The following is a 26,552-nucleotide window of genomic DNA, read 5'->3' on the forward strand; positions in this document are numbered from 1 at the left end:
TCTCACCATTGATAGTTCCTGCAAACAAGCCTCAAGACATGGGATAGGCAATATAAAATTTAAACTTTGACTGGCTTGTTTTTAATCAGAAGATCCCGATGTTCGATCATCTTTCATTTGATCGATAGTTTGCCTGAAGTCACTCACATCTTTAAAGCGTTTATAAACCGAGGCAAATCGCACATAAGCAACATGATCAAGACGAAACAGTTGTTTCATCACCAATTCCCCAACTAACCGTGAGTCAACTTCACGCTCCCCACTGCGTCGGATTTCTTGCATGATCGCGATAATGGCTTCTTCAAGTGCATCAAGGCTTACCGGTCTTTTTTCCAGAGCACGCAACATGCCTGCGCGCAAGTTGTTCACATTAAATGGCTCACGCCGACCATCACGCTTGATGATGGAGGGCATGATTAATTCTGCTGATTCGAAAGTAGTGAACCGTTCGTGGCAAAGAAGACACTGGCGTCTTCTGCGTACTTGTGCGCCTTCCGCAACTAAACGCGAATCAACTACCTTGGTATCTTCAGCATGGCAAAATGGACAATGCATAATTATCGATATACCGGAAATTCACGACATAATTGCAATACTTGTGACTTAACGCGCGCAATAATTGCTTCATTATTCATATCATCGAGCACATCCGCTATCCATCCAGTCAACTGACTGACTTCTTTTTCCTTAAATCCGCGAGTCGTAATTGCGGGTGTCCCTAAGCGCAATCCACTAGTGACAAAAGGAGAGCGCGGATCATTAGGTACTGAATTCTTATTCACGGTAATGTTAGCCCGTCCTAAAGCGGCATCAGCATCTTTACCAGTAATATTTTTCTCAATTAAGTTAACCAAAAGAAGATGGTTTTCTGTACCACCTGATACAATGGGATAGCCACGGCTTTTTAAGACCTCAGCCATAATTTTAGCATTTAACAAAACCTGCTGCTGATAAAGCTTAAATTCAGGCTGTAGTGCTTCAGCAAAAGCAACAGCTTTGGCTGCAATCACATGCATCAGAGGACCACCCTGCATCCCAGGAAAAACAGCAGAATTGAGTTTCTTCTCAATTTCTTCATTAGCGCGCGCCATAATCATCCCACCACGCGGTCCACGCAAGGTTTTATGAGTGGTTGTGGTAACAACGTCCGCATAACGTAAGGGTGAGGGATAAAGGCCAACCGCAACCAGACCAGCGACATGCGCTATATCAGCCATTAAATAGGCACCGACTTTATCTGCAATAGCTCGAAATCTTGGCCAATCGAGCACTTGTGAATAGGCAGAAAATCCAGCAATGATCATTTTTGGCTTATGATCCACAGCAAGCCTTTCTAGCTCATCGTAATCAATCAGACCCGTTTGAACGTCCAAGCCGTACTCGACAGATTGGTATAACTTTCCTGAAAAATTAACCTTTGAGCCATGAGTTAGATGCCCCCCGTGAGGTAAAGCCATACCCAAAACCACATCGCCAGGAGAAAGGAGCGCCATCATCACCGCGGCATTCGCTTGTGAGCCTGAATGAGGTTGTACGTTGACATAATCTGCTGCGAATAATTTTTTAGCACGCTCAACTGCGAGCGATTCGGCAATATCGACGTATTCACAACCGCCATAATAACGTTTGCCAGGATAGCCTTCAGCATATTTATTGGTAAGGACAGAGCCTTGCGCCTCTAAAACCCGGGGGCTCGCATAGTTTTCTGAGGCAATTAGCTCAATGTGATCCTCTTGACGCACGCGTTCGGCTTCGATTGCCCGCGCTAGTTCCTCATCAAAACCTGCAATCGTGTAATTTCGATTATACATAGCAATCAGTCCTCACCTATAAACAATGATACAATTATAGAATGCATAAGCTGCATTAGCAGAAATTGGCTGACCTGAGATCCATTCAGGCCTAAGCCTTCGGTGTAAGTTTTACAAGATTACCACAGTGCCACGAACTAGTCATGACCATGAGCATGAAGATCTGCACGATTACTTTGGTGAGAAGGTTTCGTTTTCTTGACGTACGCAGGCTTACGAGTCGTATTTGGCACAGCAAACTGATGGCCATGATGGTGCGGTGTGACTGGTACCGTGACTGCTTGGTGTTCATGGTGGTGGTTGTGGGAAGAAGCGTTTCGCTTGTGATGATGGACGGAAGGTGAAGAGGGACTTACTACCGCCTGTGCTGCCCAAGAACCTAATGAGAAAAGCAAACTTGATAATAGGACTATGCGTTTCATAAAATACCTCGCTTAGAGCATAAAAGAAAGGCACGTAAACACGTGCCCTTTTTAACCGATTCTGCCGATTACTTCTTTTTGGTTTCAACTTGGAGTTGATTATTGAAATAAGGTCGGACTTCAAGTGGAGTACCTGGAGTCGTCCATCTTGAATACAGGGTACGTCCCCTATAATCCTCAATGGTAATGTACATGCCTGGATGGCAAAAGACATAACCATAGCGGCTATCATAGTAATCTAAATGGATATAATGTGGGATATCACGGGGCGGAATATAGAATGACTCCATACGGGTGCCATCATCAAATGTGCCGTAAACCCATACGCCATCATAACTATTATTATAGATTTCAATTGTACAGTAATCTTCAGGATAGGCTGCGCCCTTTTTTGCAGCTGATTTTGCTGCCGCTTCTTTACTAGTCTGAGGATAAGTATGGCTGTGATCAGCATAAGCTGAGGAAAATACACTTAAGCAACCCGCTAAAAGCAACGTCTTAAACTTCATTATTATTATTCCCCTATGAGTAGTGGAGACCTGATGTTATCAAAGACCTTAATTTAGTCAACAGGTTTTTTTTGTAAGCATATTATAGGAATAGTTAACCTTTTGAGAGTGAACAAATTCTTGTTTTAATTAAGAAGCAGGTAGCTTGAGAAAAATCAGCCAACCATCCCATTTTTGTGTTTTTTTTAAACAAAAACACAGGGTGGCGGTAATAGATTGAAGACAATTGGTTCTTCTAGCCATAACTTATGCTATATTTACGCCTCATTTATGCTCAAATCTTAGGTACATACCCCTTTCTGAGGAAACAAATGAAAAAACGCATGATTATCATGATAAGCGCCTTGGGTGTAGTCTTCGGGGGAATTATTGGCTTTAATCTATTTAAGAGTTTTATGATAAAACGCTTTTTTGCAAGTTATGAGCCACCACCTGTCAGCGTCTCTTCTGTCACTGCTGTGCGGAAAAATTGGCAACCGCATCTTGCTGCTGTGGGAAATTTCGTAGCAATGAATGGTGTGGATATTAACGCCGAAACCTCGGGTAAAGTGGTTAAGATTCACTTTGAATCAGGGCAATACCTCGAGAAAGGCAATCCTCTCATTGACATTGACGATCAAGTTGACCAGGCTACCCTGAAATCTAACCAAGCCGAATTGGCGTTAAGGCAACTCAATTTTAGACGTCAAACCGATTTATTCAAACGAGGTGCTACTTCGAGTTCCGTTGTCGATGAAGCAACCGCCAGTCTGCAACAAGCACAAGCCAATGTGGAGCGGACCGAAGCAGAAATTCGGAAAAAACACATTGTTGCTCCCTTTTCTGGGCAATTAGGCATTCGCCAAGTTAATCTTGGACAATACATCACCCCTGGACAAACGACCATTGTCACCCTGCAATCCCTAGATCCCCTTTACCTGGAATTCTATTTGCCAGAACATTTACTTAAACATTTGCATATCAATCAAGGTACCCAATTTAGCGTGGAGGGATTTCCAAACTTATTATTTAAAGGAAAAATTACTGCAATTAATGCCAAGGTAGATACCAATACACACAATATCCTTGTCCAAGCCACTCTGCCTAATTGCCCTGTAGAGGCAATGGCTTCATTAGATAGGTCTAATCTAATCACCGCAAAAAAACAACCGGACGGAGAAAAAACGATTGTTAACTGCAATAGCCAGTTAAATGCTGCCAATCATGTAACCCAATTTACCTTTATCCCCGGAATGTTTGCATCAATTGAAATCGAGCAACCTCCTATTCCTGATGTGGTGGTTCTGCCTTCCACAGCGGTATCTTACAGCCTCTATGGCAATTCCGTTTTTGTCATTGAGAAGGATAAAAACAAAGATAAGGATGGAAAAGACATACTGCGCGTGAAGCGTGTTTTTGTAAGTACCGGAGAGCAAGAAGGTAACTACACCATTATCAGAAAAGGGGTAGAAGATGGTCAACAGGTTGTCAGTTCAGGTGAGCTAAAATTGCAAAATGGTACTCGCGTCGTCATTAATAATAGCGTGAAGCTTAATGAGGTGAGTAAACTGAATGCTTTGGGTCAGTAGTTGAGGTAATAGATTAGCCCTTACCGGGAAACGGGCACATTTGGCCCATTTTACCGCTTGTGCCAGAGCCCACGTGGGGATCTTGTCTGTTGCTAGTTGAGACGTATTACCAGGATAATTCATGAAATTTACAGATTTGTTTATCAAACGACCGGTCCTCGCAACAGTGGTCAGTTTGTTGATTTTTTTATTCGGTCTAAATTCAATTTTATCCATGCAAATACGTCAATACCCACGCATGGATAACACGGTCATTACAGTAACAACAAGTTATCCTGGCGCCGACGCTAAATTAATTGCAGGATTTATTACTACCCCTTTAGAAGCTGCTGTTGCCAGTGCAGAAGGGGTGGATTATATGACGTCCTCAAGTGTGCAGGGCTTAAGTACTATTACCCTTACTATTAAATTAAATTTTGACCCACAAGTTGCTTTTACCGATGTCATGTCCAAGGTTCAACAAACCCTCAATAAGTTACCTCATGAATCCCAACAGCCTGTCATTATCAAAAGCTCAGATACCTCTACCCCCCTTATGTACATCAGTCTTGATAGCCAAGATATGACACCGCAACAAATCACAGACTATGCAACACGAGTAGTCCAGCCGCAAATCGAGACAGTTGACGGGGTAGCAAAAGCAGAAATTTTAGGCGGCGCTACCTATTCGATGCGCATTTTTCTTGATCCTGTGAAGATGGCTGCCCTTAACGTTGCTCCTTCAGATGTCTCAAACGTACTAGCACGGAATAATTTCCTGACTGCGGCGGGAAGCACTAAGGGCGAATACGTGGCACTTAATATGACAGCCAAAACAGATTTAAACAGTGCAGAAGAATTTAGCCAACTCATCGTTCGCGCCAATCATAATTCCATTATTCGATTACGGGACATCGGCAGGGTAGAACTTGGTTCGCAGGACTACAATACCACGGTGCGTTTCAATGGTAAAAAGGCCGTTTTCATTGCCATTACCCCAACCCCAACCGCTAACCCGCTGACAGTCATTACCAATGTGCGCAAAATGATGCCAACAATTCAACACGAATTTCCGCCTTCATTAACTGGCACAATCGTTTATGATGCTACTGATTTTATTCGCGCATCTATCGATGAAGTGATTCACACTATTGTGGAATCAGCGGCTATTGTCATTTTAGTTATCTTTTTATTCCTGGGCTCCCTGCGTTCGGTCATTATTCCTGTTGTGACCATTCCTTTATCACTTATTGGGGTCTGTACGTTAATGCTCTTTCTAGGGTACTCCATCAACCTGCTGACACTACTTGCTTTTGTTTTGGCAATTGGTTTGGTGGTGGATGATGCCATTGTTGTAGTTGAAAATGTGCACCGGCATATTGAAGAAGGCCGTACCCCTTTTCAAGCAGCCCTCATGGGCGCGCGAGAAATAGCCATTCCAGTCATCGCCATGACAATCACTCTGGCAGCCGTTTATGCACCAATCGGATTCATGGGCGGATTGACTGGTGCTCTATTCAAAGAATTTGCTTTTACCCTTGCTTGTGCGGTCATTATTTCCGGTATTATTGCCTTGACGCTTACCCCGATGATGTGCTCTAAGGTTCTGTCAGCCGATATTTCCAATGGCCGCCTGGTTCATTTTCTTGATCAAAAATTCAATAAATTGAAGGAACGATATCAGCGCGCTTTGCACAGCCTATTGGATACACGCGCTATTATGCTGGTCTTTGCTGCTGTGGTCTTGTTGATGCTGCCCTATTTATACACGCATACCCCACAAGAAACTGCCCCAGAAGAAGATCAGGGATTTTTCTTTGTAGCAAGCCAAGCACCTCAATATGCCACGATTAATTACTTAGAAACCTTCACTAAACCGTTTGATGAAATTTATAAAAGCTTCCCAGAAACCGAACACTATTTTACCGTCAACTTGGGCTCCCCTATTTCAGGTATGGTATTAAAACCTTGGAATAAACGTGAACGCAGTCAATTTGAATTAAAAGAACCATTGCAACAAAAATTGGATCAAGTGACTGGGCTTAAATCGTTCGCAGTGATACCGCCTCCCCTTCCAGGAGGCGGCAGTGGCACACCTATCCAATTTGTGATTAAAACGACTAATGATTTCCAAACCTTGTTTGATCTTTCTAACCAGCTGATTGAAAAAGCCCAAAAAAGCGGTCTTTTTATTTACATGGATAATAGCCTTAAATTCAACCAGCCTGAAATTGAGTTCCAAATCAATCGTTCCAAAGCGGCAGATTTGGGCGTCGACATGCAAACATTAGGCAGCAGTTTAACCAGTGCCTTATCCGGGAATTACATTAATTACTTCAATCTTCAGGGTCGAAGCTATCAGGTTATTCCGCAATTGGAGAGAAAATACCGCTTAACTCCCGAACAATTAGGACAGATCTTCGTCCACACCGCTACCGGAACGATGGTACCTATTTCCACCGTGGTAACCGCAAAAGAAAAAATTCAACCCAATGCGGTATCCCATTTCCAACAACTTAATTCTGCCACCATCCAGGGTGTTATGATGCCGGGTACAACTTTAGGACAAGGATTAGCTTATTTGAAAGAACAAGCCGATATGCTACTGCCTAAAGGATTTACTTATGATTACGGTGGCCAATCGAGGCAATTTATCCAGGAAGGCAATGCGCTCATTTTTGCATTTTTCTTAGCTATCATTGTTATTTTTCTTGTCTTATCAGCGCAATATGAGAGCTTTAGGGATCCGTTAATTGTGCTTATTAGTGTCCCCATGTCGATATGTGGCGCACTTATCCCACTGAATTTAGGCGCAGCTTCAATCAATATTTACACCCAAGTGGGTTTAATTACCCTGATTGGCTTGATTAGTAAACACGGTATTCTTATTGTTGATTTTGCGAATCAATTGCAACGGGAGAAAAAACTTGACCGAAGAGCTGCTGTCGAAGAAGCAGCCGCTATCCGCTTACGGCCCATTTTAATGACGACAGCCGCTATGGTTTTCGGCGTACTGCCCTTATTGATTGCCAACGGCGCAGGGGCAGTGAGCCGTTTCGATATTGGTTTGGTTATTTCTTCCGGTCTATTAGTGGGTACTGGTTTTACCCTCTTCGTGGTTCCCACAATGTACACTTATCTAGCAGCGGATCACCGTCATGATGACGATGAGGATACAACCGAGAAAAATAAAGGCAAAAAAAATAAATTCGCCTCTTTTATGAAAAAGCTTAAATCAGAACGCAGCTTAGAAGCTTAGCATCGTCCCGCCTGTCGCACTGGTTTGGGCATTCTGCTCAAGCCAGTGCTACCCAGCTACCTTTAACTTAAAGAAATCCGAAACCGTAAGGGAGCAGATGAAAAGCTTCCTTGTATTTGCTTGCCCACGCGGACTCGGATTATCGGGCAAGGGTAGATACAAAGGCTGTTTTATCCAGCAATCAGGTTATGCTAAAATTCGCGACTTTCATCAGTACAGGTTAAGCCCCCATGGATAAAACTTATTCTCCGCACGACATCGAGCAAGCATGGTATAATAAATGGGAAAGTCATCACTATTTTGCTCCCCGCGGTGAAGGCAACAGCTATTGCATTATGCTGCCCCCGCCGAATGTTACTGGCAGTTTACACATGGGCCACGGATTCCAACATACGTTAATGGATGCACTCATTCGTTATCAACGCATGCAAGGATTAAAAACACTCTGGCAGCCTGGAACAGATCACGCAGGGATATCCACCCAACTCGTGGTAGAGCGAAAATTAGAGGGCGAAGGACTCACCCGTAAGAACATGACTCGGGAAGAATTTTTAGAGCGGGTCTGGCAATGGAAAGAAGAATCAGGGAACACAATTACTAGCCAAATGCGCCGTATCGGTTCCTCTGTGGACTGGTCAAGGGAACGGTTTACCATGGATGAAGGTTTATCCGCGGCTGTGCAAAGGGTTTTTGTGCAACTTTATGATGAAGGACTAATTTATCGTGGTACTCGTTTGGTTAATTGGGATCCTAAACTAGGTACAGCGGTTTCTGATCTTGAAGTCATTTCTGAAGAGGAAGAAGGTTTTCTTTGGCATATACGCTATCCGTTGGTTGACTCTAAGGAATCGGTTATCATCGCAACAACCCGTCCTGAAACCCTTTTAGGGGATACTGCCGTCGCAGTCCACCCTGACGATCCCCGCTATCAGCATTTAATTGGTAAACATCTACAACTTCCTTTATGTAACCGAATTATCCCTATTATTGCTGATGACTATGTTGATAAGGATTTTGGCAGTGGATGCGTAAAAATAACACCTGCACATGATTTTAATGACCATGAAATCGGCAAGCGGCATAACTTGCCCGTAATCAACATTTTAACTAAGAAAGCCACCATCAATAAAAACGCGCCCGTTGTATACCAAGGCATGGATCGTTTTATTGCGCGTGATCAAATTGTCCAGGATTTGGAAAAAGCCGGCTTACTCGTCAAAATAGAACCCCACAAATTAAAAGTTCCTCGTGGCGAAAAATCGAATGTGGTCATCGAACCGCTGCTCACTGATCAATGGTACGTCAAAACAAAGCCTCTGGCCGAACCTGCTATTGAAGCAGTAAAAAAAGGGGAAATACGGTTCATCCCGGAAAATTGGACAAAAACTTATTTTCAATGGATGGAGAACATCGAAGATTGGTGTATTAGTCGACAACTATGGTGGGGGCATCGTATCCCTGCTTGGTATGATAACCAAGGCCATGTCTATGTAGGCTACAGTGAAAATGATATCCGCTTTAAATATAAACTGGATGATTCCATTTCCCTGAAACAAGATGAAGATGTTCTTGATACTTGGTTTTCCTCCGCTCTTTGGCCTTTTTCGACCTTAGGCTGGCCAGAACGGACAAAAGAACTAGAAGATTTTTACCCTACTTCGGCATTAATCACCGGGTTCGATATTATTTTCTTCTGGGTTGCACGCATGATCATGATGGGCTTGAAATTTACTGGAAAAATCCCGTTTAGGGATGTGGTAATCACTGGTCTCATCCGGGATAGCGAAGGCCAAAAAATGTCTAAATCAAAAGGAAATGTCCTCGATCCAATTGACATCATCGATGGTATCGACCTTGAAAGCCTTGTTGAAAAACGCACTTCTAACCTAATGCTTCCTTCTGTACGTGATCGAATTGCCAAGGCTACCCGTAAAGAATTTCCTGAAGGAATCCCTGCTTTTGGTACTGATGCGCTTCGTTTTACTTTTTGCTCGCTCGCTTCCACAGGGCGTAATGTGCGTTTTGACATAGGGCGTGTAGAAGGGTATAGGAATTTTTGTAACAAATTATGGAATGCATCCCGTTATGTTCTCCTTAATACCGATGAAGAACAAGTTGATTTTGGAGATGGTGCTTTCCAGTACAGCCCTGCCGATCAATGGATTCTTTCGCGCTTACAGCATACCATTGCTCAATGCCATCATTATTTTGAGACTTATCGGTTTGATTTGCTAGCCAACACACTTTATGAGTTTGTCTGGCATGAGTATTGTGACTGGTATCTTGAATTGTCTAAGCCTGTGCTTTATGACCCCCAAGCCTTAGGGGCGATGAAGCGGGGGACGCGCCGGACTTTAATTCATGTGCTTGATCAAATCCTCAAGTTACTGCATCCAATCATGCCTTTTATTACGGAGGAAATCTGGCAACGCACGAGCAAGTTCACTAGCCAAAACGGGGAAAGTATCATGCTAAGCCCCTATCCCCAAGTCAATCAAGAATTCATCAATCCTGAAATTGAAGACGAGCTAACTTGGTTAAAAACAGTCATTCAATCGATTCGTACCATCCGCAGCGAGATGACTATTTCTCCAGCGAAATTAATTCCTTTGTCCTTGCGCCATGTTACGCCCCTAATAAAAGAGCGAATTGAAAAATATCACTCAACGTTGATCGCCTTAAGCAAACTTACTCACATCCATTTCATGCAAGAAGACGAGCCAATCCCAGTCTCGGCCACAGCTGTTGTCGGCGAATTAGAGCTGCTAATCCCCATGGCTGGTCTGATTGATAAAGAAGCTGAATTGTCTCGGCTTAGTAAGGAAATAGCAAAATTGGATAAAGACATCGCCCTTGCTGAGGGTAAACTTAATAATCCTAAGTTCACTGATAAAGCCCCAGCAGAAATCATTGCAAAAGAACAGGAAAAGCTAATGCAAGCAAAGCTCACTAAAGATAAATTATTACAGCATAAGCAGACGATTGAAACGCTTTAGAAAGTAAAACCTGGGTGATGTGCAAAGCGACAGCCCAGGTTTTCTGATTCAAATAACGGTCATGATTTTCCAACCCATATTCCGCAGTAGAGTTTATTTTTTATCTAGACGAGGCAAAAGTCATTCGAGCAACGCAGTTTATACGCTAATAAATGAGTAGCGGAGAATCACTTTTAACGAAGTATAAACACAAATACAACTACAGCAGTAATGGTTCCAAGAAACCCTCCCATTGTTCCCTTGCACCAAGCAGGATACACTCATTTCTGGGTACGGAGTTATCATTTAGCCGCCGGCCCAAAATAATGGATTATAGGAGTTATTAATGAATAATATGATCGTGTCAAAGTATATTCAAAAAGCATTAGAGAAAGCGGAAGTAACCATCAATGGCGATAAGCCTTATGACATTAGACTGCTCGACGAAAGGGCCTTGAAACGCATTATTACTGACGGTACTTTAGGGTTAGGAGAAACGTATATGGAGGGATGGTGGGAATGCGATAGTCTAGATGCCCTTTCTTATCAACTTTGTAAAGGCGAAGTCTATAAAGCAGTCAAGCCCAACTTTTTTCATTTACTCTATATACTCTCAACAAAATTCATTAATTATCAGACCCCAAAAAGGTCAACGCAAGTTGCGCAGCAGCATTATAATTTAGACAACAATTTATTCGAGCTCATGCTAGGTAAAAGCATGGCCTACAGTTGCGGCTATTGGCGCAACGCAACTGATTTAGACTCAGCTCAAAGGGCAAAATACGAGCTAGTCTGCAAAAAACTGTACCTTACTCCAGAAGACACTCTTTTAGATATCGGTTGCGGTTGGGGAGGCTTCGCTGGGTATGCTGCCGAACACTATGGTTGCAAAGTAGTGGGCATTAGTATTTCATCTAATCAAATTTCTTATGCTAAAACACATTACGGGCATTTACCAATCGAATTTTATATTGCAGATTATCGAAATCCTTCTGTCTATAATCCCAAAAAAAAGCAATTTTCTAAGATCGTAAGCATTGGTGCTTTTGAACACTTTGGCTATAAAAATTATGCTGATTTCTTTGAGTTAATGAGGGAACAGCTAAGCGATGACGGATTATTTCTACTTCACACCATCGGCAATAATGAAACAACAATTGCCACCGATCGCTGGATTAACAAATACATTTTTCCTAACGGATATTTACCTTCAATGGTACAAATTTCACATGCTTTGGAGTCTATTTTTTTGGTTGAAGATTGGCATAATTTTGGCGCTTATTACGACAATACTCTATTAGCCTGGAATCAAAATTTTGAAAACAACTGGGATTCCCTGAAATCACGTTTCGATACCCGTTTTTACCGCATGTGGCAATATTATCTATTAATGTGCGCCGGTATGTTTAGAGCGCGGGCAGCACAACTCTGGCAAATTGTCCTGTCTAAATCAGGTCTTAAAGGAGGGTATGAGAGTATTCGCTGACGAAAGGGTGGAGTAGATCTGGGGGGTGTCCCAACCTATCTACTCAACCCTGATTATTCTGTCCTACAAACACGGTGCCCTATCCAAACTGCCAAAGCCAAAGTGGATAATACAGAAAGAATAACGCTGTAGCCATACCAGCCCGGGCCCACCAACGTTAACGCATCTGGTGAGTGCAAAATAGAAAAAGGAATAGCGAGCAACACATCAATTAATGCAGAACCAGCGACGAGTCCGCATGCAACTAAGACGCCTTTTTGCTTACTAGTATGCTTTTCCCCATTCGAAATGCGACGCTTATTGATGCGCCGATGGACGACTAAAGCAATCATACCCCCCAAAAACAAAGGCACAGATGACGCAATAGGCAAATACATACCAATAGCAACACCCAAGATTGACAATCTAAAATAGCGTCCTATTTTAAACAAATAATTAATGATTAAGAGTAACAAAATAACTGACGCACCAATGAACATCATTGTCCAAGGCAAGGTATTGCGAAAAACGGCTTCAGTAATAGCCGCCATTAAAGCGGCGGTAGGAGCAGGCAATGATTGACTGACATCCATTCCTTCGTGGGGCATTACCCCTGCTATCCCATAGACTTCGAACAACAACTGCATGACTGGAGGGATAACTAAAGAAGAAACCACCACCCCAAGTAAAAGCATAACTTGCTGCCGCCATGGGGTTGCTCCTACTAATTGCCCAACTTTTAAATCTTGCGTGTTATCGTTGGCAATAGCAGCAATTCCGGTAACAACAGAACCAATAATGATAGTAATTGCCTCAGCTGCTTTAATTTGACTGTCAGTAAGCGGCAAAGGTAACGCATGGTTAATCGCAGTCAGGAGCATCCACGCAGCGAAAAGCATTCCGGCAATCACGACTGAACTGCCAGGACTTGCTGTCACCCCAACCATGCCGGAAAAATAGCCGGTGATCACTGAAAATAAGAAACCGATGACCAACACATAAAGCACTGCCCCGAAGACAATAGTCGGTTGAAACAGTTCATCTAACCCAACTTCTGCCAAAGGGAAAATGAATTGGAAGAACAAAAATAATATAGCGGCCATAATAGCCACCCCTATGAAAATAAAAGGCAGGGGGATGTCTCTATCTGTTCGTGGCAACTGTTTGTCAGTACGGCTTTTTGCAATAAAGGCACTAAAGGAGACACTCATACTCTTCGCTAATGGCTTAATTAATCTAAAAAAAGTCCAAATGCCAGCAAAGAGCATTGCTCCGATACCTAAATAGCGCATTTCGCTATTCCACAAAAATGTTGCAGCTTTATCAGCGGGATAGTGTAAGACGAAGTGGGGATAAAATTGACTGACAATCGGCATTGCAATGAGCCAAGAAATAATAGCGCCTAAGAAAATACTTATAGCCATTTCATGGCCAACTAAATAACCTGCCCCAATCATCGTGGCTGAAAAACCAATCCCAAAACCAAACAAAGAGCGCTTTGCGACAAACCAAAAAGACCAACTGCTGGCAATAATCTTAAAGCCCGCTTGAAATAATTCGATTAATCCACCAACAACCCCACCCAGGAAAATATCACGAATACCCACTTTCTCGGCTGAGGATTTTAAGACTTCTGCTATAGCTCGCCCTTCAGGAAATTTGAGTATAGGCTCGTTAACTAAAACACGCCGTAAGGGTATAGAAAATAAAACACCTAGAACACCACCGCATACTGCGATGAAAAAATTGGTTAAGTAGTCAAAACTGTGCCAATACTGAATAATAATTAATGCGGGTATCGTGTAAACAATTCCCCCAGCAACAGCTTCCCCGGCGGAAGCGGCTGTTTGTACAGCATTATTTTCAAGAATTGTTGCATTCTTAAATAAACGTAAAATCCCCATTGAGATAATCGCTGCAGGTATTGAAGCTGAGGTCAAAATACCTAATTTAAGTGCTAAGTAGGCATTTGATAACGCCAACAACACAGTAAGCGCAATCGCTAAAACGACACTGCGTACTGTTAATTCAGCAATTTTTTGATCCGCGGCAATAAACGGACTTGGTGTATTCATCGGTTACCCCAAACAGAGTTAACTATTTCGGGGCGCAAAAGACCGTTAAGTTCTGCCTTCGAAATCTCAACTTTTTGTGGACCGTAAACATAAGCAGCTACCTGATAGGTATCAAAAACGATGGTTATACCTTGTTGATTGAATAACCAGTTCCTATAATTTTCTGACGTTGGCTCGGTACCTTTTTTGATCCAATCGTTATCCGAAATTTTTTTCTTTGTAAGTGTTGCGCGACTTATCTCAGCAATTTTGGATAAGAAATTACTCTTTGGCTTAAATAATTGCTCCATTGCTATTTCTTGTCCATTTAAAAAATTTAACGTGCGTACACTGTTCGCAGGATGGGCAGCACCGCGGCTGTAAGCAGAAATCGAGAACAGGAGGCTTACCGCATGTGCATGGTGAAATACCGTTTTATAGTCGATGTATAAACTGCTTTTTCCCGGAGTGTCGTCTGGTAACTTTGCATCACTGCTTGGGGTATCTCCCTTCTGCAAAACAGTAACTAGGTTTAAAACTGCAGCGTCAATGCTTTTTTCTGCAAAACCTTGAGGGTATTTAATTTGCAGATCCATTTCAGGTGTCTCTTTTTTAATCGTGACAGTCTGTAAGTTCGAAGCCCAAGTGCATATCGAAAAAAATATTAGGGCGGTCACACAAATTGACCTTCTCATCAACAACTCCTTTAAATTACTTAATTCTCTATCCACTCACCCGCCACCATTGTATTATGAGGCAGAGGATAACCAAAATGATAACAAAGTGATGCACTGTCATTCACCGACCAGCGTACCAAGTCAGCAACCATCCCCATAGCGATAGTGCCGATTTGTGTTTCCATACCCAATGCTCTTGCTGCTTGATAAGTTACTCCTGATAAAACTTCTGCTACTGTGAGCGAAAAGAATTGGCAAGCCATGTTTAACATGAGCAGTAAGGAGGCTGTGGGAGATGTGCCCGGGTTCGCATCAGTAGCCACTGCTATTCCTATGCCCATCTCACGGAGAAGTGATATAGGAGGCTTAATGGTTTCACGTAAAAAATAATAAGCTCCAGGTAAAAGTACTGCAACAGTTCCGCTGCGTGCCATAGCAGCAGCACCTTGTTCATTTAAATACTCTAAATGATCACAAGATAAAGCCCCAAAGTTTGCAGCTAATTCACTTGCGCCTAGATTAGACAATTGCTCTGCATGGCATTTAATGGGTAAAGAAAGCTCCTTTGATCTAACAAACAATTGCTCAGTTTGATCAAGTGTAAAACCTATCGATTCACAGAATACATCCACTGCATCAGCCAAACCTGTCTGTGCTACTGCAGGGAGCATATCTGAACAGAGAAAATCCACATAGCCTTGCTTATTGCTTTGATATTCAGGAGGTACTGCATGCGCACCAAGAAAAGTTGTTTTAACCCTTAAGCCGCTTAATTCCCCTAAACGTCTCGCCGCACGAAGCATTTTAAGCTCTGTTTCTAAATCAAGACCATAACCCGATTTAATTTCGACAGTAGTAACCCCTTCTGCCCGCAAAGCTAAAATCCTGGGTAAGGATTGTTCAATTAATTCCTCTTCTGAAATTGCCCGTGTCAGCCTTACTGTCGATAGAATGCCTCCCCCAGCTTTGGCAATCTCAGTGTAACTTTTGCCTTCAAGACGCTGTTTAAATTCATTAGCGCGATTGCCTGCATAGACAAGATGAGTGTGGCAATCGATTAATCCTGGAGTAATTAAATTACCATTGCAATCGTTAACCTCACCCGCTTGCTGCAGATATTCAGAGGGCAAATCAGCCTGATTACCGCACCAAAGAATACAGCCATTTGCAATAGCTATAGCCTGCTTTTCTAACTGCACTCCTTTGGCATCGATTATCGCCGCATTCAACAGCAATCGTTCGCAGGCGTGCATGGTTCACTCCCAATCAGGGACTTGATGTGGTGCAGCAAGCCAAAACTGATGGTGACTTTTATCATAAATATCCCATTCTTTAGACGTATATGTTGTTTTATCTAAGTCTAATAACAACCAACTTAAGAAAAGAGCTACGGTTTCTGCTGAAACGAGTCTATTTTCTTTTTTCAGAGTCTGAAAGAAATTGCGTTTTTCAGCCTCCATGAATTCTGCATGACGAATAGTACCTTGCATGTCGGTATCGATGATACCGGGCATAACACTCGCTAACGCCAGATGTGGGTTTTCCAATTGCCAACATCGCGTCAGCATAGATAGACCTGCCTTTGAAACACAGTAACCAGACCAACCGGTCACAGGGAAATAAGCCACTCCTGAACCGATATGCAAAATACGGCCTTCCTGCAATTTATCCAGTAGGGATTGGGTTAAAAATAAAGGCGCAGAGAGGTTAGTGGCCATTATTTTCTGCCAAGAAGGTTCATCAATCGAAGCAAGTGGCACAATTGGCTCAATAATGCCAGCATTATGAATTAATCCCGCAAGGGAAGAAAATTTTTGCACATGGGATGTAATCTCCTTGCGTCCCTCGGCGGTTGACACATCAGCACAAATGTAACGGATTAACGGAGAGAACGCTGCAGTCTCGACAAGTGCGTGCTCACGCCGCCCTATAATCATCACTTCTTTATCACGAGAAGCTAATGCATGTGCTAAAGCACGCCCTATCCCTGATCCTCCCCCAGTGATTAGAAACATGTTCCCCCCTGTAACTGGTTGTTTACGCTGAATGTATTCCAGTTTAAATTGCTGATTGACCTAATTAAAATTGTGGCGATAATATCAGACATGAGCCTAATTCGCACGATTTTAGCAGAAACTCCCGTTGCAAAACTAAACAGCCTAAATTTTGAGGAGGAAACCCTGTTGAAATAAACACCACAACCTGGCAAAGTGGTATGTCTTGTGGCGGAATTAGATTACATTTAATGCAAGGAGTGTTATCAATGAAGAAATCCATGCTGTGTGCAGGATTAATGACTGTTTTGACTACAACGGTGTATGCTGAAAGCAATGACGGTACAGTGAGTATACATGCAGAGCAAGTGGCACCTATGGCTGCGAACGTGCAATTAGCGCAGAATTCAGCCTCGACTGGATCACCCGCTACAGCACAAGCAAGAGAGCAAATCATTGCCTCAGATGAAGTAAAAACACCTCCAACACAAGGACTGCAATTACCTACTGATAAAGGGACTCAAACCCCGTCAACTACTGATCAACTTCCAACAGGCAAGCCGACCCCAGCTACAGAGACTCCGAATAATTCAGGCACCCCATCCTCTGGAACACCAACATCCAGCCTTAATACAGGAAGCTCCCAATCTTCTGCTGTATCTACAGGCACAAATAAAGCAACCACTGTAAGTTCCACTGCTACGTCTAACAACAAAGCTACCGGAGGGGTGACAACACCTAACAGCACATCCACTTCCACTACAGCACCAACCTCAAATACTACGTCTTCTACTCCAAGCGCAACACCACCTGCTCCAGGAGCAACAACAAATACAACACCAGCTACAACAGGAACTTCAAACACCGCTGCTCCAACTGCCGCGCCCCCTCAGCCACTTAACTGCAACTACCGTATACCTGCAGAAACAACGCATATTGAGCAAACTATTGTGATGAAATGGGCCGAAAAAGCAGCAGAGCAATCGTTCGATTTTGATTACAATACTATGGATAGCCAATTAGCGGCCCTAAAATCATGCTACACCGAACAAGGCTGGCAAGGGTTCAATGATGCTTTACAAAAATCCGGGAACCTTAATGCAATTAAATCCCAGCAACTTACGGTCAGCTCCATGGTTAACGGCGAGAGCAAAATCACAGAGCTTAAGGATAATCAATGGAAGGTCATCATCCCTATGCAGGTGGTTTATCAAAATGACAAAGAAAAATTGACGCAACCACTTACCGTTAATTTAGTTGTTGGTCGAAAAATTTCAGGTGATTTAGGCATTATGCAAATGATTGCTATACCAAGTCAGACAACAAGCACAGGTAACGAAGCGCCAACCACCGGATCAACTGCTACCCCAACAACGCAGCAACCTATTCAGCCTTAAATACCAGTCGTAGGTTGGGTCAAACGACTCAACCTACCTGCTACGTCAAGTGTAGTAGATCAACGGCTAGCATTCTCACAAAACGCCCAACTTAGGCTAATTTATTTAAAATGAATTACGTAACGAAGTATAAAATTCGTACCTTGAGGACGATTTCTTGCATCAGCCTCGAAATACAGATTAAAGAATAAAAATTGATCCTTAGTGAAACCATAAAGCATTCCAGGCCCAAGCGCCCAAACGCTCTCACGTCGGCCAGGCACGTTCACATCGTTAACGCGGGTATCGGTAATTTGGGAAAAGAAATAGCCGTTTATACCTAGGTGAAACTTTTCAGTGATTGCATAATCTGTCGCAACGTCTGCGAATATCGCTTGGCCTGCTTGCGTTGAATAGGTTGAAGCTCCAAAAGAAGCATTGGGATCATGATTTTTTGCGTTCCACAAATAATGAAGGCGGTATGAAATATCCCATTTTGGTGTAAACCAGTAGGTAACAGCCCAATAAGGGTTCAATGACCAAAAATTAGAACTCGCATTTACAGCAAATGCTTCATCATAGTGTCCGATAGGAAATACAATATCTAAATCAAATCGCTGTACAAAACGAGGCCCCTTTCCATCCTTACGCATGATTGGATCAAACTGCAAGGCAGGGCCAATAAAAAGATCCCCTGCCCCATCAGACGCTTTCAACACTGGCTTTGGCAAACCATCATGAACGCTCGCATGAATCAACCAAGGTAAAAGGGCTGAGAGACCTAAGTTAGCTCCGAGTACTTTTTTTGTGGAAACATAGATCAGTTGCACTATATCAGCCGTTGCATTTAAGTCAGTGCGGGGAAAAGGTAATTTCCGACCATTCTTATCTGTCAATTTATCAACGGTATAGTATTGCGCATAATTTTGCAGATAAAGCCCTGGTCCTGAAGGCGGGCCGCCATCCAAAAAGCTGGTGTAGCCTAAATTGACGACGGGTTCATCGTAAGCGAAACTGGTTGATGCAAAAACAATGCAGGCCAATCCCCAAAAGCCAAACAATGTCCTGGTCCATTTCATAAAATCTATCCTTCAGATAATCTGGTGCCATACTACCGCCAAGTCAACAGGTTGGTCATTTGCAGCAAAAAAGAGACTAATTGCCTAAAGCTTAGATCTCTACCAATGTTAACGGTCGCGACTTTTTCGCGACATCCAGAGGTACGTCACTCTTGACAGTGAACGGTTGGATATTGCGGGCAAACCGCAGTCCGTCGACTTTCAATAATAGGTAAAGCTCACGGCTATATAGTCCCCGCTTTTGCGGGGGATGACAACCTTCTGAGCAGAGGAGCTTAACTTAACGGCACTCCTACATAGTTAAATTTAATACCAGCCCACTGTAGAATAACGAGTTTTGCATTGCCTGGGAATACGAAAACCAAAATCTTGTTACCCCGCAGTAGTCTCATCAGGATAAGGTAAAATGGTCACCTGCGTTCCTACTGTAATAAACTGCTCATTCAGCCACTTAGCAGCACTAGGAAGTACGCGAACACAACCATGGCTTGTATTGGCGTAAGGCACTTCATAGGCAGCATGAATAGTAAATCCTCTAAAGAAATACATGCAATAAGGCATCTTAGCCCCGCCCGTCGTTTCTACTGGATATTCACCGGAGCGGCAATCAATTCCACGTTTATTGTAAACATGGAATGTTCCTGTGACTGTACGGCATGACTCGTTGGGATTTTCATCGCAAACATCTTTTCCTCCCGAAGCGCTGCCTGTCATTACACGATTGCCTTCTTCGTCATAGGCAGCCCAAGCATATGCTCTAGGATCAAAAATAAATTGTTTTTTCCCCGTTGCAGGAGCTTTCATGGGAAAGTGTTCCCGTCCGCGTTTATCACGAAGATAGTGAGTCGTGCGATGCACATAGCCTGCATCGTCAGTAATGAGGGTTGATTCATCATAATATTCCATACATCCAGCTAGCCCAAGGCACAGCACACTAGCCCACAACAACTTTTTCATGGTAGAACTTTCTCTCTCTTATTATTATTAAACTAAATCAATTCTTTAGTCGGCGATACTTAATACGTGAGGGCCTGTCTGCCTCATCCCCTAAACGTTTTCTTCTATCGGCTTCATAGTCACTGTAATTACCCTCAAAAAAAACAACTTGGGAATCACCTTCAAAAGCCATTAAATGAGTACAAATACGATCGAGGAACCAACGATCATGTGATACGACAATCGCACAACCGGGGAAATTTAATAATGCCTCTTCTAACGCCCTAAGTGTTTCCACATCGAGATCGTTACTCGGCTCGTCAAGTAACAACACGTTACCACCCCGCTTTAGCAATTTAGCTAAATGCACGCGGTTGCGCTCCCCACCTGATAACTGGGCAACATTTTTTTGTTGATCAGCCCCTTTAAAATTGAATCGTCCTACATAGGCACGCGATGGCATTTGGAATGAACCAACTTGCATAATATCATGGCCATCAGAAATTTCCTGCCATACTGTTTTACTATCATCCAAATGATCACGCATTTGATTAACATACGCTAAATGAACAGTCTCTCCAACGCGGATTTCACCGCTATCTGGTGATTCGCGGCCAGTAATCATCTTCAAGAAAGTGGATTTACCTGCACCGTTTGGACCAATTATGCCAAGTATGCCTCCTTTGGGTAATTGGAAACTTAAGTCATCAATGAGCAATCGATCGCCAAAGGATTTACGGATGTGTTTCCCTTCGATGACTAAATCGCCCAAACGCTCACCCGGAGGGATATAGAGTTCATTCGTTTCATTACGTTTTTGGAATTCCTTAGAATTCAGCTCTTCAAAACGCGCCAATCTTGCCTTATTCTTAGCATGACGACCTTTTGGTGAAGTGCGAACCCACTCCAATTCGGCTTTAATGGCTCGTTGATGTGCTGCTTGCTGCTTTTCTTCTAGTGCCAAACGGGCCTCTTTCTGCTCAAGCCAAGCGGTGTAATTGCCTTTGTAGGGGATTCCCTCACCTCGATCAAGCTCTAATATCCATTCTGCTGCATTATCCAAAAAGTAGCGATCGTGAGTAATGGCAACCACAGTACCCGGAAATTCTTCTAAATAACGCTCAAGCCAAGCCACACTTTCCGCATCTAAATGGTTTGTGGGCTCATCCAACAACAACATGTCTGGGCTTGATAACAATAGGCGGCAAAGCGCTACACGACGACGTTCCCCACCAGATAAGACGCCAACTTTTGTATCCCAATCAGGCAGGCGCAAAGCATCAGCAGCAATATCTAAGCGACGATCGAGATCCCAACCTCCGTGTGTTTCAATGTCATTTTGTAATTCACCTTGTTTTTCCAATAATGCATTCATTTCCTCATCGCTCATTGGCTCAGCAAACCGCATGCTGATTTCATCAAATTCTGCCAATTTAGCTTTTATTTCTGCCACACCTTCTTCAACAACTTCGCGCACTGTTTTATTCATATCAAGCTGGGGTTCTTGTTCTAAGTAACCCACTTTAATACCTGGTTGTGGCCTTGCTTCGCCTTCATATTGCTTATCCACCCCAGCCATAATGCGCAATAAAGTCGATTTACCGGAGCCATTTAACCCTAAAACGCCTATTTTTGCGCCTGGAAGAAAACTTAAGGAAATATCCTTTAAAATAAATCGTTGGTTATCGACAATTTTCGATACCCGGTTCATAGTGAAAATGTATTGCGACATAAATACCCCAACTTACTTCACAAAGACGTAGCGAAAAACGTTCTCCTCTCTACAAGGGAAGTCTCTCGCTTCGTCCGGGTGACATTATTTAAGACCAATCCAGAATTACTTTTCCTGATTGACCCGATGCCATAATTTGGAATGCATTCTGGTATTCATCAACGGGAAAATGATGGGTGAGCACTGGGTCTAAATTCAAACCGCTTTGCAGCATAGCAATCATTTTATACCAAGTTTCGAACATTTCACGCCCATAAATGCCCTTAATCACTAATCCTTTAAAAATCACGTGGTTCCAATCAATGCTTGTTTCTTTCGGAGGAATGCCTAGCATAGCGATATGACCACCATGATTCATGACTTGAACCATGTCATTTAATGCCATGGGATTTCCAGACATTTCCAAACCAACATCAAAACCTTCAAGCATACCTAATTCACTCATCACTTCTTTGAGATTTTGATATTTAATATTTACAGCACGGGTAGCGCCCATTTTACGAGCTAACTCAAGACGGTAATCATTGACATCAGAGATGACAACATGACGGGCACCGATATGGCGAGCGATGGCTACAGCCATAATCCCTATAGGTCCTGCACCAGTAATCAACACATCCTCGCCAACAACATCAAAGGCTAGCGCACAATGGGTTGCATTACCAAAGGGATCGAAGATCGCGGCCTGTTCATCACGAATATTATCGGGTAAAACGATAACATTCGTAGCCGGTAATGAGAGATATTCCGCAAAACAGCCTGGACGATTGACCCCCACCCCTAATGTATTGCGGCACAGGTGCCTTTTGCCGGCACGGCAATTGCGGCACATGCCACAAGTAATATGTCCTTCACCAGAAACGCGTTGTCCAACCTTTAATCCGGTCACCTCCCGACCAATTTCAACAATTTCCCCATAAAACTCATGGCCTACTGTCATTGGAACTGGTATGGTGGCTTGTGCCCAGTCATCCCAGGAATAAATATGGATATCAGTCCCGCAAATGGCCGTTTTATGAATTTTAATAAGGACATCGTTAACGCCGTACTCAGGTACCGGGACCTCTTCCATCCAAATTCCTGGCTCACGCTTCGCTTTTACTAGTGATTTCATGTACCCCCTCCGAAATCTTCCACATTAGTAATAAACTGTGTCATTCCCGTTTTACCGAGGAATGACAAACTCATATCGATTTAGGCAAATGTTTATCTCACGACACCAAGCTCTTTGCCTACTTTTGCAAATGCGTTGATCGCTTTGTCTAAGTGATCTAATTCATGTGCCGCTGACATTTGTGTACGAATTCTGGCTTTTCCTTTAGGAACCACTGGGTAAGAAAAACCGACGACATAAATACCTTCTTTTAATAAAAGCTCAGCCATACGGCCTGCTAACGCGGCATCACCCAGCATAACTGGTATAATTGGGTGTTCACCAGGAACTAAATTAAAGCCGAGTTCTGTCATCCCTTGACGAAAATATTGGGCATTACGCTTAAGTTTTTGTGCCAACTCATTACTATTTTCCAGTAGATCCAAAACAGCAATTGAGCTATGGGCTATAACCGGGGCTAATGTATTTGAAAAAAGATAGGGTCGTGACCGTTGGCGTAACCAGTCGACAATGACAGCATTGGCGGCAGTATAACCTCCAGATGCACCGCCAAGTGCCTTTCCTAGGGTTCCGGTGAGGATATCAATGCGATCGGCTACACCACAATATTCAGGTGTACCCCGGCCTGTTTCTCCCATAAACCCAACAGCGTGGGAATCATCCACCATGACCATCGCATCATAGCGATCGGCCAATTCACAGATTGCAGGCAAATTGGCAATGATGCCATCCATCGAAAACACCCCATCGGTCGCAATAAGGCGAAAACGGGCATCTTTAGCCGCGATAAGCTGTGCCTCTAAATCTTTCATATCATTGTTGGCATAACGAAAGCGCTGGGCTTTGCATAGACGTATACCATCAATAATGCTGGCATGGTTCAAAGCATCACTAATAATTGCATCCTCAGGACCTAAAAGGGTTTCGAATAAACCGGTATTGGCATCGAAACAAGAAGAATAAAGAATAGTATCTTCAGTGCCAAGAAAATGGCTTATTTTGCGTTCGAGCTCCTTATGCACAGTTTGCGTACCGCAAATAAAACGCACCGAAGCCATACCATAGCCATATTTTTCAAGGGCTTTTTGCCCCTCTGCTATCAACTTTGGGTGATTCGCAAGCCCCAAATAGTTGTTTGCACAAAGATTGATGACCTCTCCTTCTTTCACTTGCACTGCAGCTTGCTGCTGACTCGCTATGATACGCTCTGATTTATATAAGCCCTCTTCCTTAAGAGTATTCAGCTCCGCTTGTAAAAACTCAGTAAATCGCTCGCGCACATTCCCCTCCTTTCGGGTCTTAATAAAATGGGGGGATGATATCAAATTTTACACAAGTCCACACGTAAATAATTTATTTTTGTGGAACTAATTTTAAAACCAACTTTAAATGAACGAATTGATATGAATCGATCGCACCTTTTATCAATTCTTGCTAAAATCTTCTCAACGTTTTAACCTAAGCTTTGCTTTTAATTCGCGAACTGACAACCAGGTTGGCTGAATTATCAGCACAAGCGGATTCTTAATGTGATGGTGAACCAATGACTACAAGTCAAAACGCACGAATTAATATGCTCAAACAGCAACTTCGCACTGGTAATGTTCTCGATGAAACTATCCTCGCTCTTTTCGATGACATTCCACGTCATAAATTTGTACCAAGTGCAATGCAAGATTTTGCTTACTCAGACATGCAAATTCCATTAGCACACAATCAAAAAATGATGACCCCTTTAGAAGAAGGCATTTTATTGCAAGCCCTTGCGCTCCAAGGCCATGAAACTGTTTTAGAAGTGGGCACTGGAACGGGTTTTTTAACAGCCTTACTCAGCCGTTTAAGTAAAAAGGTGATAAGTGTCGACTATTATGCAGATTTTACAAATTATGCACGCCAAAAACTCAACGAGCATCGCTGCACCAATGTTGAACTATTTACTGGCGATGCTTCCCGCGGCTGGTTAGATAAAGCACCCTATGATGTTGTCCTGTTTACAGGTTCCCTTGAAACGATTACTGACACACATCGCCTACAAGTCTTACCCGGCGGAAAATTATTCGCTATCGTCGGTAAAGAACCTATTATGCAAGGTCAACTGCATCATCTGGATCATCATGGTGTCTGGCATGGTCGTGTACTATTTGAAACATGTATCCCGCCTTTAATTGATAAGTTGAAACCTAAAGAATTCGTTTTCTAGGAACAAGTTGTATGAAAAAAACGCTATTGTGCTTGCTGTTTGCTCTCAGCGCATCTTCTATGTCGCATGCAACAGACTTGATGGATATTTACCAGCAAGCGCTGGAAAATGATCCTATTTTCAAGCAAGCCTATAGTGCCTATATGTCCAATACCGAGGCGATACCTCAAGCAAGGGCGGCTTTGTATCCAAAACTTACTGTCAGTGGCCAAGTAGCCCGCAATTACGAAAATGTGGTCACTGCCGACGGCACTTTAATCAGTACCTACAATAGTAACCAATGGACGATTAACTCCTCTCAAGCACTTTTTAACTTTCAAGCCTGGTCTCAAGTCCAACAAGCGAAGGCTTCCGCTAAAGCTGCACAAGCAACTTTCAACGATGCTGCGCAAAACCTGATTTTACGTACTGCCAGTGCTTATTTCCAAACTTTGCTGGCTAAAGATACACTGAATTTTGCAGAAGCCAAAAAACGCGCCAATAAGCGCCAACTTGATCAAGCAGAGCAAAGGTTTAAAGTCGGTCTTGATGCAATCACTTCAGTCTATGAAGCCAAAGCAGCGTACGATCAATCAGTAGCGCAAGTTATTCAGGCAAGAAACAATCAAATCAACCAAAATGAAAACTTACGCAAATTAACCAATCATGTTTATGAACACTTGGCTCCGCTACGCGACAGCCGCATCCCGTTAATTAAACCTGAACCAGACAATATTAACGAGTGGGTTAATACCGGGCTTAGGCAAAATTATAAACTTTTTTCAGCGAAATATAGCTTGCTTGCTGCACGTCAAAACATCAAAATACAATCAGCAGCCAGTTGGCCTACCTTCGCACTACAAGGTAATGCGACGCAAACCCATAACCAGGCTAATGTGAATTCAAACAGCACCACAGCCTTTTTTGTCCCATCGAAACAAAGTAATGCCAATTTGGCCATCGCTATGAATTTTCCGGTGTTCCAAGGGGGGTTGGTCGAAGCAAAAACTAGGCAGGCGCAATATGATTTTCAAACAAGTAGCCAAAAATTAGAACAAGTATACCGAGATGTTGAAGTAAACAGCCGCATTGCCTTTAATACAATTATTGACGGCATTTCTAAAGTAAAGGCGGATAGGCAAACCATTATCTCCCAACAGAATTCATTAGAAAGTACAGAAGCACAATTCCAAGTAGGCACACGTACGATGGTTGATGTAGTTAATGCCCAGCAAAGACTGTTTGAAGCACAAGAGCAACTTGCTAGCGACCAGTACAATTTAATCAATGCCTTTTTAAATTTAAAATACCTCGCTGGTACTTTGAACGTGAATGATCTCGAAGAGGTCAATTCATGGCTAGAGACGACTCGCATAAATGACTTTCCGCCACAAATTTCGGCCGATGCGAGCAAAAAATGACA

General features: G+C 43.0%; 20 protein-coding genes. 7 read left to right on the forward strand and 13 right to left on the reverse strand.

The annotated features are described in order from the left end of the window. Positions 1-81 precede the first annotated feature (81 nt). The 4 genes from nrdR to LMI_RS11340 all read right to left on the reverse strand — a co-directional run bounded on the left by nrdR (position 82) and on the right by LMI_RS11340 (position 2,742). Positions 82-555: a transcriptional regulator NrdR gene (nrdR, locus tag LMI_RS11330; RefSeq protein ID WP_045099897.1), complete on the reverse strand. Its 474-nt coding sequence runs from the start codon at positions 553-555 to the stop codon at positions 82-84. A 2-nt stretch (positions 556-557) separates the two neighbouring features. Continuing rightward, a complete protein-coding gene (glyA, locus tag LMI_RS11335; RefSeq protein WP_045099898.1) occupies positions 558-1,811 on the reverse strand; it encodes a serine hydroxymethyltransferase in 1,254 nt (417 codons plus the stop codon). A gap of 137 nt (positions 1,812-1,948) precedes the next feature. Next, on the reverse strand, positions 1,949-2,233 hold the full coding sequence (locus tag LMI_RS15275) for a hypothetical protein (RefSeq protein WP_064102983.1): 285 nt from the start codon (positions 2,231-2,233) through the stop codon (positions 1,949-1,951). Positions 2,234-2,301: 68 nt separating this feature from the next. Next, positions 2,302-2,742, reverse strand: coding sequence for a hypothetical protein (locus LMI_RS11340; RefSeq protein ID WP_045099899.1), 441 nt, complete (start codon positions 2,740-2,742; stop codon positions 2,302-2,304). Positions 2,743-3,053: 311 nt separating this feature from the next. Between LMI_RS11340 and LMI_RS11345 the strand changes: the two genes are divergently transcribed. The 4 genes from LMI_RS11345 (at position 3,054) to cfa (ending at position 12,009) form a co-directional block, all read left to right on the forward strand. Next, positions 3,054-4,310 (forward strand): efflux RND transporter periplasmic adaptor subunit, encoded by a 1,257-nt coding sequence (locus tag LMI_RS11345; protein WP_045099900.1) that lies wholly within the window; start codon positions 3,054-3,056, stop codon positions 4,308-4,310. 121 nt (positions 4,311-4,431) lie between these two features. Further along, a complete protein-coding gene (locus LMI_RS11350; protein ID WP_082050743.1) occupies positions 4,432-7,548 on the forward strand; it encodes an efflux RND transporter permease subunit in 3,117 nt (1,038 codons plus the stop codon). A gap of 230 nt (positions 7,549-7,778) precedes the next feature. Then, the gene (locus LMI_RS11355; RefSeq protein WP_045099901.1) at positions 7,779-10,544 is read left to right on the forward strand and encodes a valine--tRNA ligase; all 2,766 of its coding nucleotides are present in this window, start codon (positions 7,779-7,781) and stop codon (positions 10,542-10,544) included. Between the two features lie 325 nt (positions 10,545-10,869). Next, positions 10,870-12,009 carry a cyclopropane fatty acyl phospholipid synthase gene (gene cfa / locus LMI_RS11360; RefSeq protein WP_045099902.1) on the forward strand — a complete coding sequence of 380 codons (1,140 nt, stop codon included), beginning with the start codon at positions 10,870-10,872 and terminating at the stop codon, positions 12,007-12,009. Positions 12,010-12,062: 53 nt separating this feature from the next. Here the strand turns inward: cfa and LMI_RS11365 are convergent, their stop codons facing one another. From LMI_RS11365 to LMI_RS11380, 4 genes are read right to left on the reverse strand one after another with little or no spacing between them, the layout of a single operon-like run. Then, positions 12,063-14,063, reverse strand: coding sequence for an OPT family oligopeptide transporter (locus tag LMI_RS11365; protein WP_045099903.1), 2,001 nt, complete (start codon positions 14,061-14,063; stop codon positions 12,063-12,065). Further along, positions 14,060-14,737: an RsiV family protein gene (locus tag LMI_RS11370; protein ID WP_045099904.1), complete on the reverse strand. Its 678-nt coding sequence runs from the start codon at positions 14,735-14,737 to the stop codon at positions 14,060-14,062. The genes LMI_RS11365 and LMI_RS11370 overlap by 4 nt, the downstream gene beginning before the upstream one ends. Before the next feature lie 20 nt (positions 14,738-14,757). Further along, entirely contained in the window at positions 14,758-15,972 is a 1,215-nt protein-coding gene (hutI, locus tag LMI_RS11375) for an imidazolonepropionase (RefSeq protein ID WP_045099905.1), read from the reverse strand. A 3-nt stretch (positions 15,973-15,975) separates the two neighbouring features. Then, on the reverse strand, positions 15,976-16,734 hold the full coding sequence (locus tag LMI_RS11380; protein ID WP_045099906.1) for an SDR family NAD(P)-dependent oxidoreductase: 759 nt from the start codon (positions 16,732-16,734) through the stop codon (positions 15,976-15,978). Between the two features lie 248 nt (positions 16,735-16,982). Between LMI_RS11380 and LMI_RS15665 the strand changes: the two genes are divergently transcribed. Then, positions 16,983-18,110 carry a DotI/IcmL/TraM family protein gene (locus LMI_RS15665; protein WP_052679556.1) on the forward strand — a complete coding sequence of 376 codons (1,128 nt, stop codon included), beginning with the start codon at positions 16,983-16,985 and terminating at the stop codon, positions 18,108-18,110. 101 nt (positions 18,111-18,211) lie between these two features. On the opposite strand, the gene LMI_RS11390 is transcribed toward LMI_RS15665, so the two are convergent. The 5 genes from LMI_RS11390 to LMI_RS11410 all read right to left on the reverse strand — a co-directional run bounded on the left by LMI_RS11390 (position 18,212) and on the right by LMI_RS11410 (position 24,230). Continuing rightward, positions 18,212-19,168, reverse strand: coding sequence for a SphA family protein (locus LMI_RS11390; RefSeq protein WP_045099907.1), 957 nt, complete (start codon positions 19,166-19,168; stop codon positions 18,212-18,214). A 372-nt stretch (positions 19,169-19,540) separates the two neighbouring features. Beyond that, positions 19,541-20,125, reverse strand: a complete 585-nt coding sequence (locus tag LMI_RS11395; RefSeq protein WP_045099908.1) for a L,D-transpeptidase — start codon at positions 20,123-20,125, stop codon at positions 19,541-19,543. Positions 20,126-20,162: 37 nt separating this feature from the next. After that, a complete protein-coding gene (gene ettA / locus LMI_RS11400; protein ID WP_045099909.1) occupies positions 20,163-21,836 on the reverse strand; it encodes an energy-dependent translational throttle protein EttA in 1,674 nt (557 codons plus the stop codon). Between the two features lie 88 nt (positions 21,837-21,924). Further along, positions 21,925-22,950, reverse strand: a complete 1,026-nt coding sequence (gene tdh / locus LMI_RS11405) for an L-threonine 3-dehydrogenase (protein WP_045099910.1) — start codon at positions 22,948-22,950, stop codon at positions 21,925-21,927. Between the two features lie 92 nt (positions 22,951-23,042). Continuing rightward, positions 23,043-24,230, reverse strand: coding sequence for a glycine C-acetyltransferase (locus LMI_RS11410; protein WP_045099911.1), 1,188 nt, complete (start codon positions 24,228-24,230; stop codon positions 23,043-23,045). A gap of 263 nt (positions 24,231-24,493) precedes the next feature. Between LMI_RS11410 and LMI_RS11415 the strand changes: the two genes are divergently transcribed. Both LMI_RS11415 and LMI_RS11420 read left to right on the forward strand, forming a co-directional pair. Then, entirely contained in the window at positions 24,494-25,150 is a 657-nt protein-coding gene (locus LMI_RS11415) for a protein-L-isoaspartate O-methyltransferase family protein (RefSeq protein WP_045099912.1), read from the forward strand. An 11-nt stretch (positions 25,151-25,161) separates the two neighbouring features. Further along, positions 25,162-26,550: a TolC family outer membrane protein gene (locus tag LMI_RS11420; protein ID WP_045099913.1), complete on the forward strand. Its 1,389-nt coding sequence runs from the start codon at positions 25,162-25,164 to the stop codon at positions 26,548-26,550. Positions 26,551-26,552: the final 2 nt, after the last annotated feature.

The organism is Legionella micdadei (assembly GCF_000953635.1).
Taxonomy (GTDB): Bacteria; Pseudomonadota; Gammaproteobacteria; order Legionellales; family Legionellaceae; genus Tatlockia; species Tatlockia micdadei.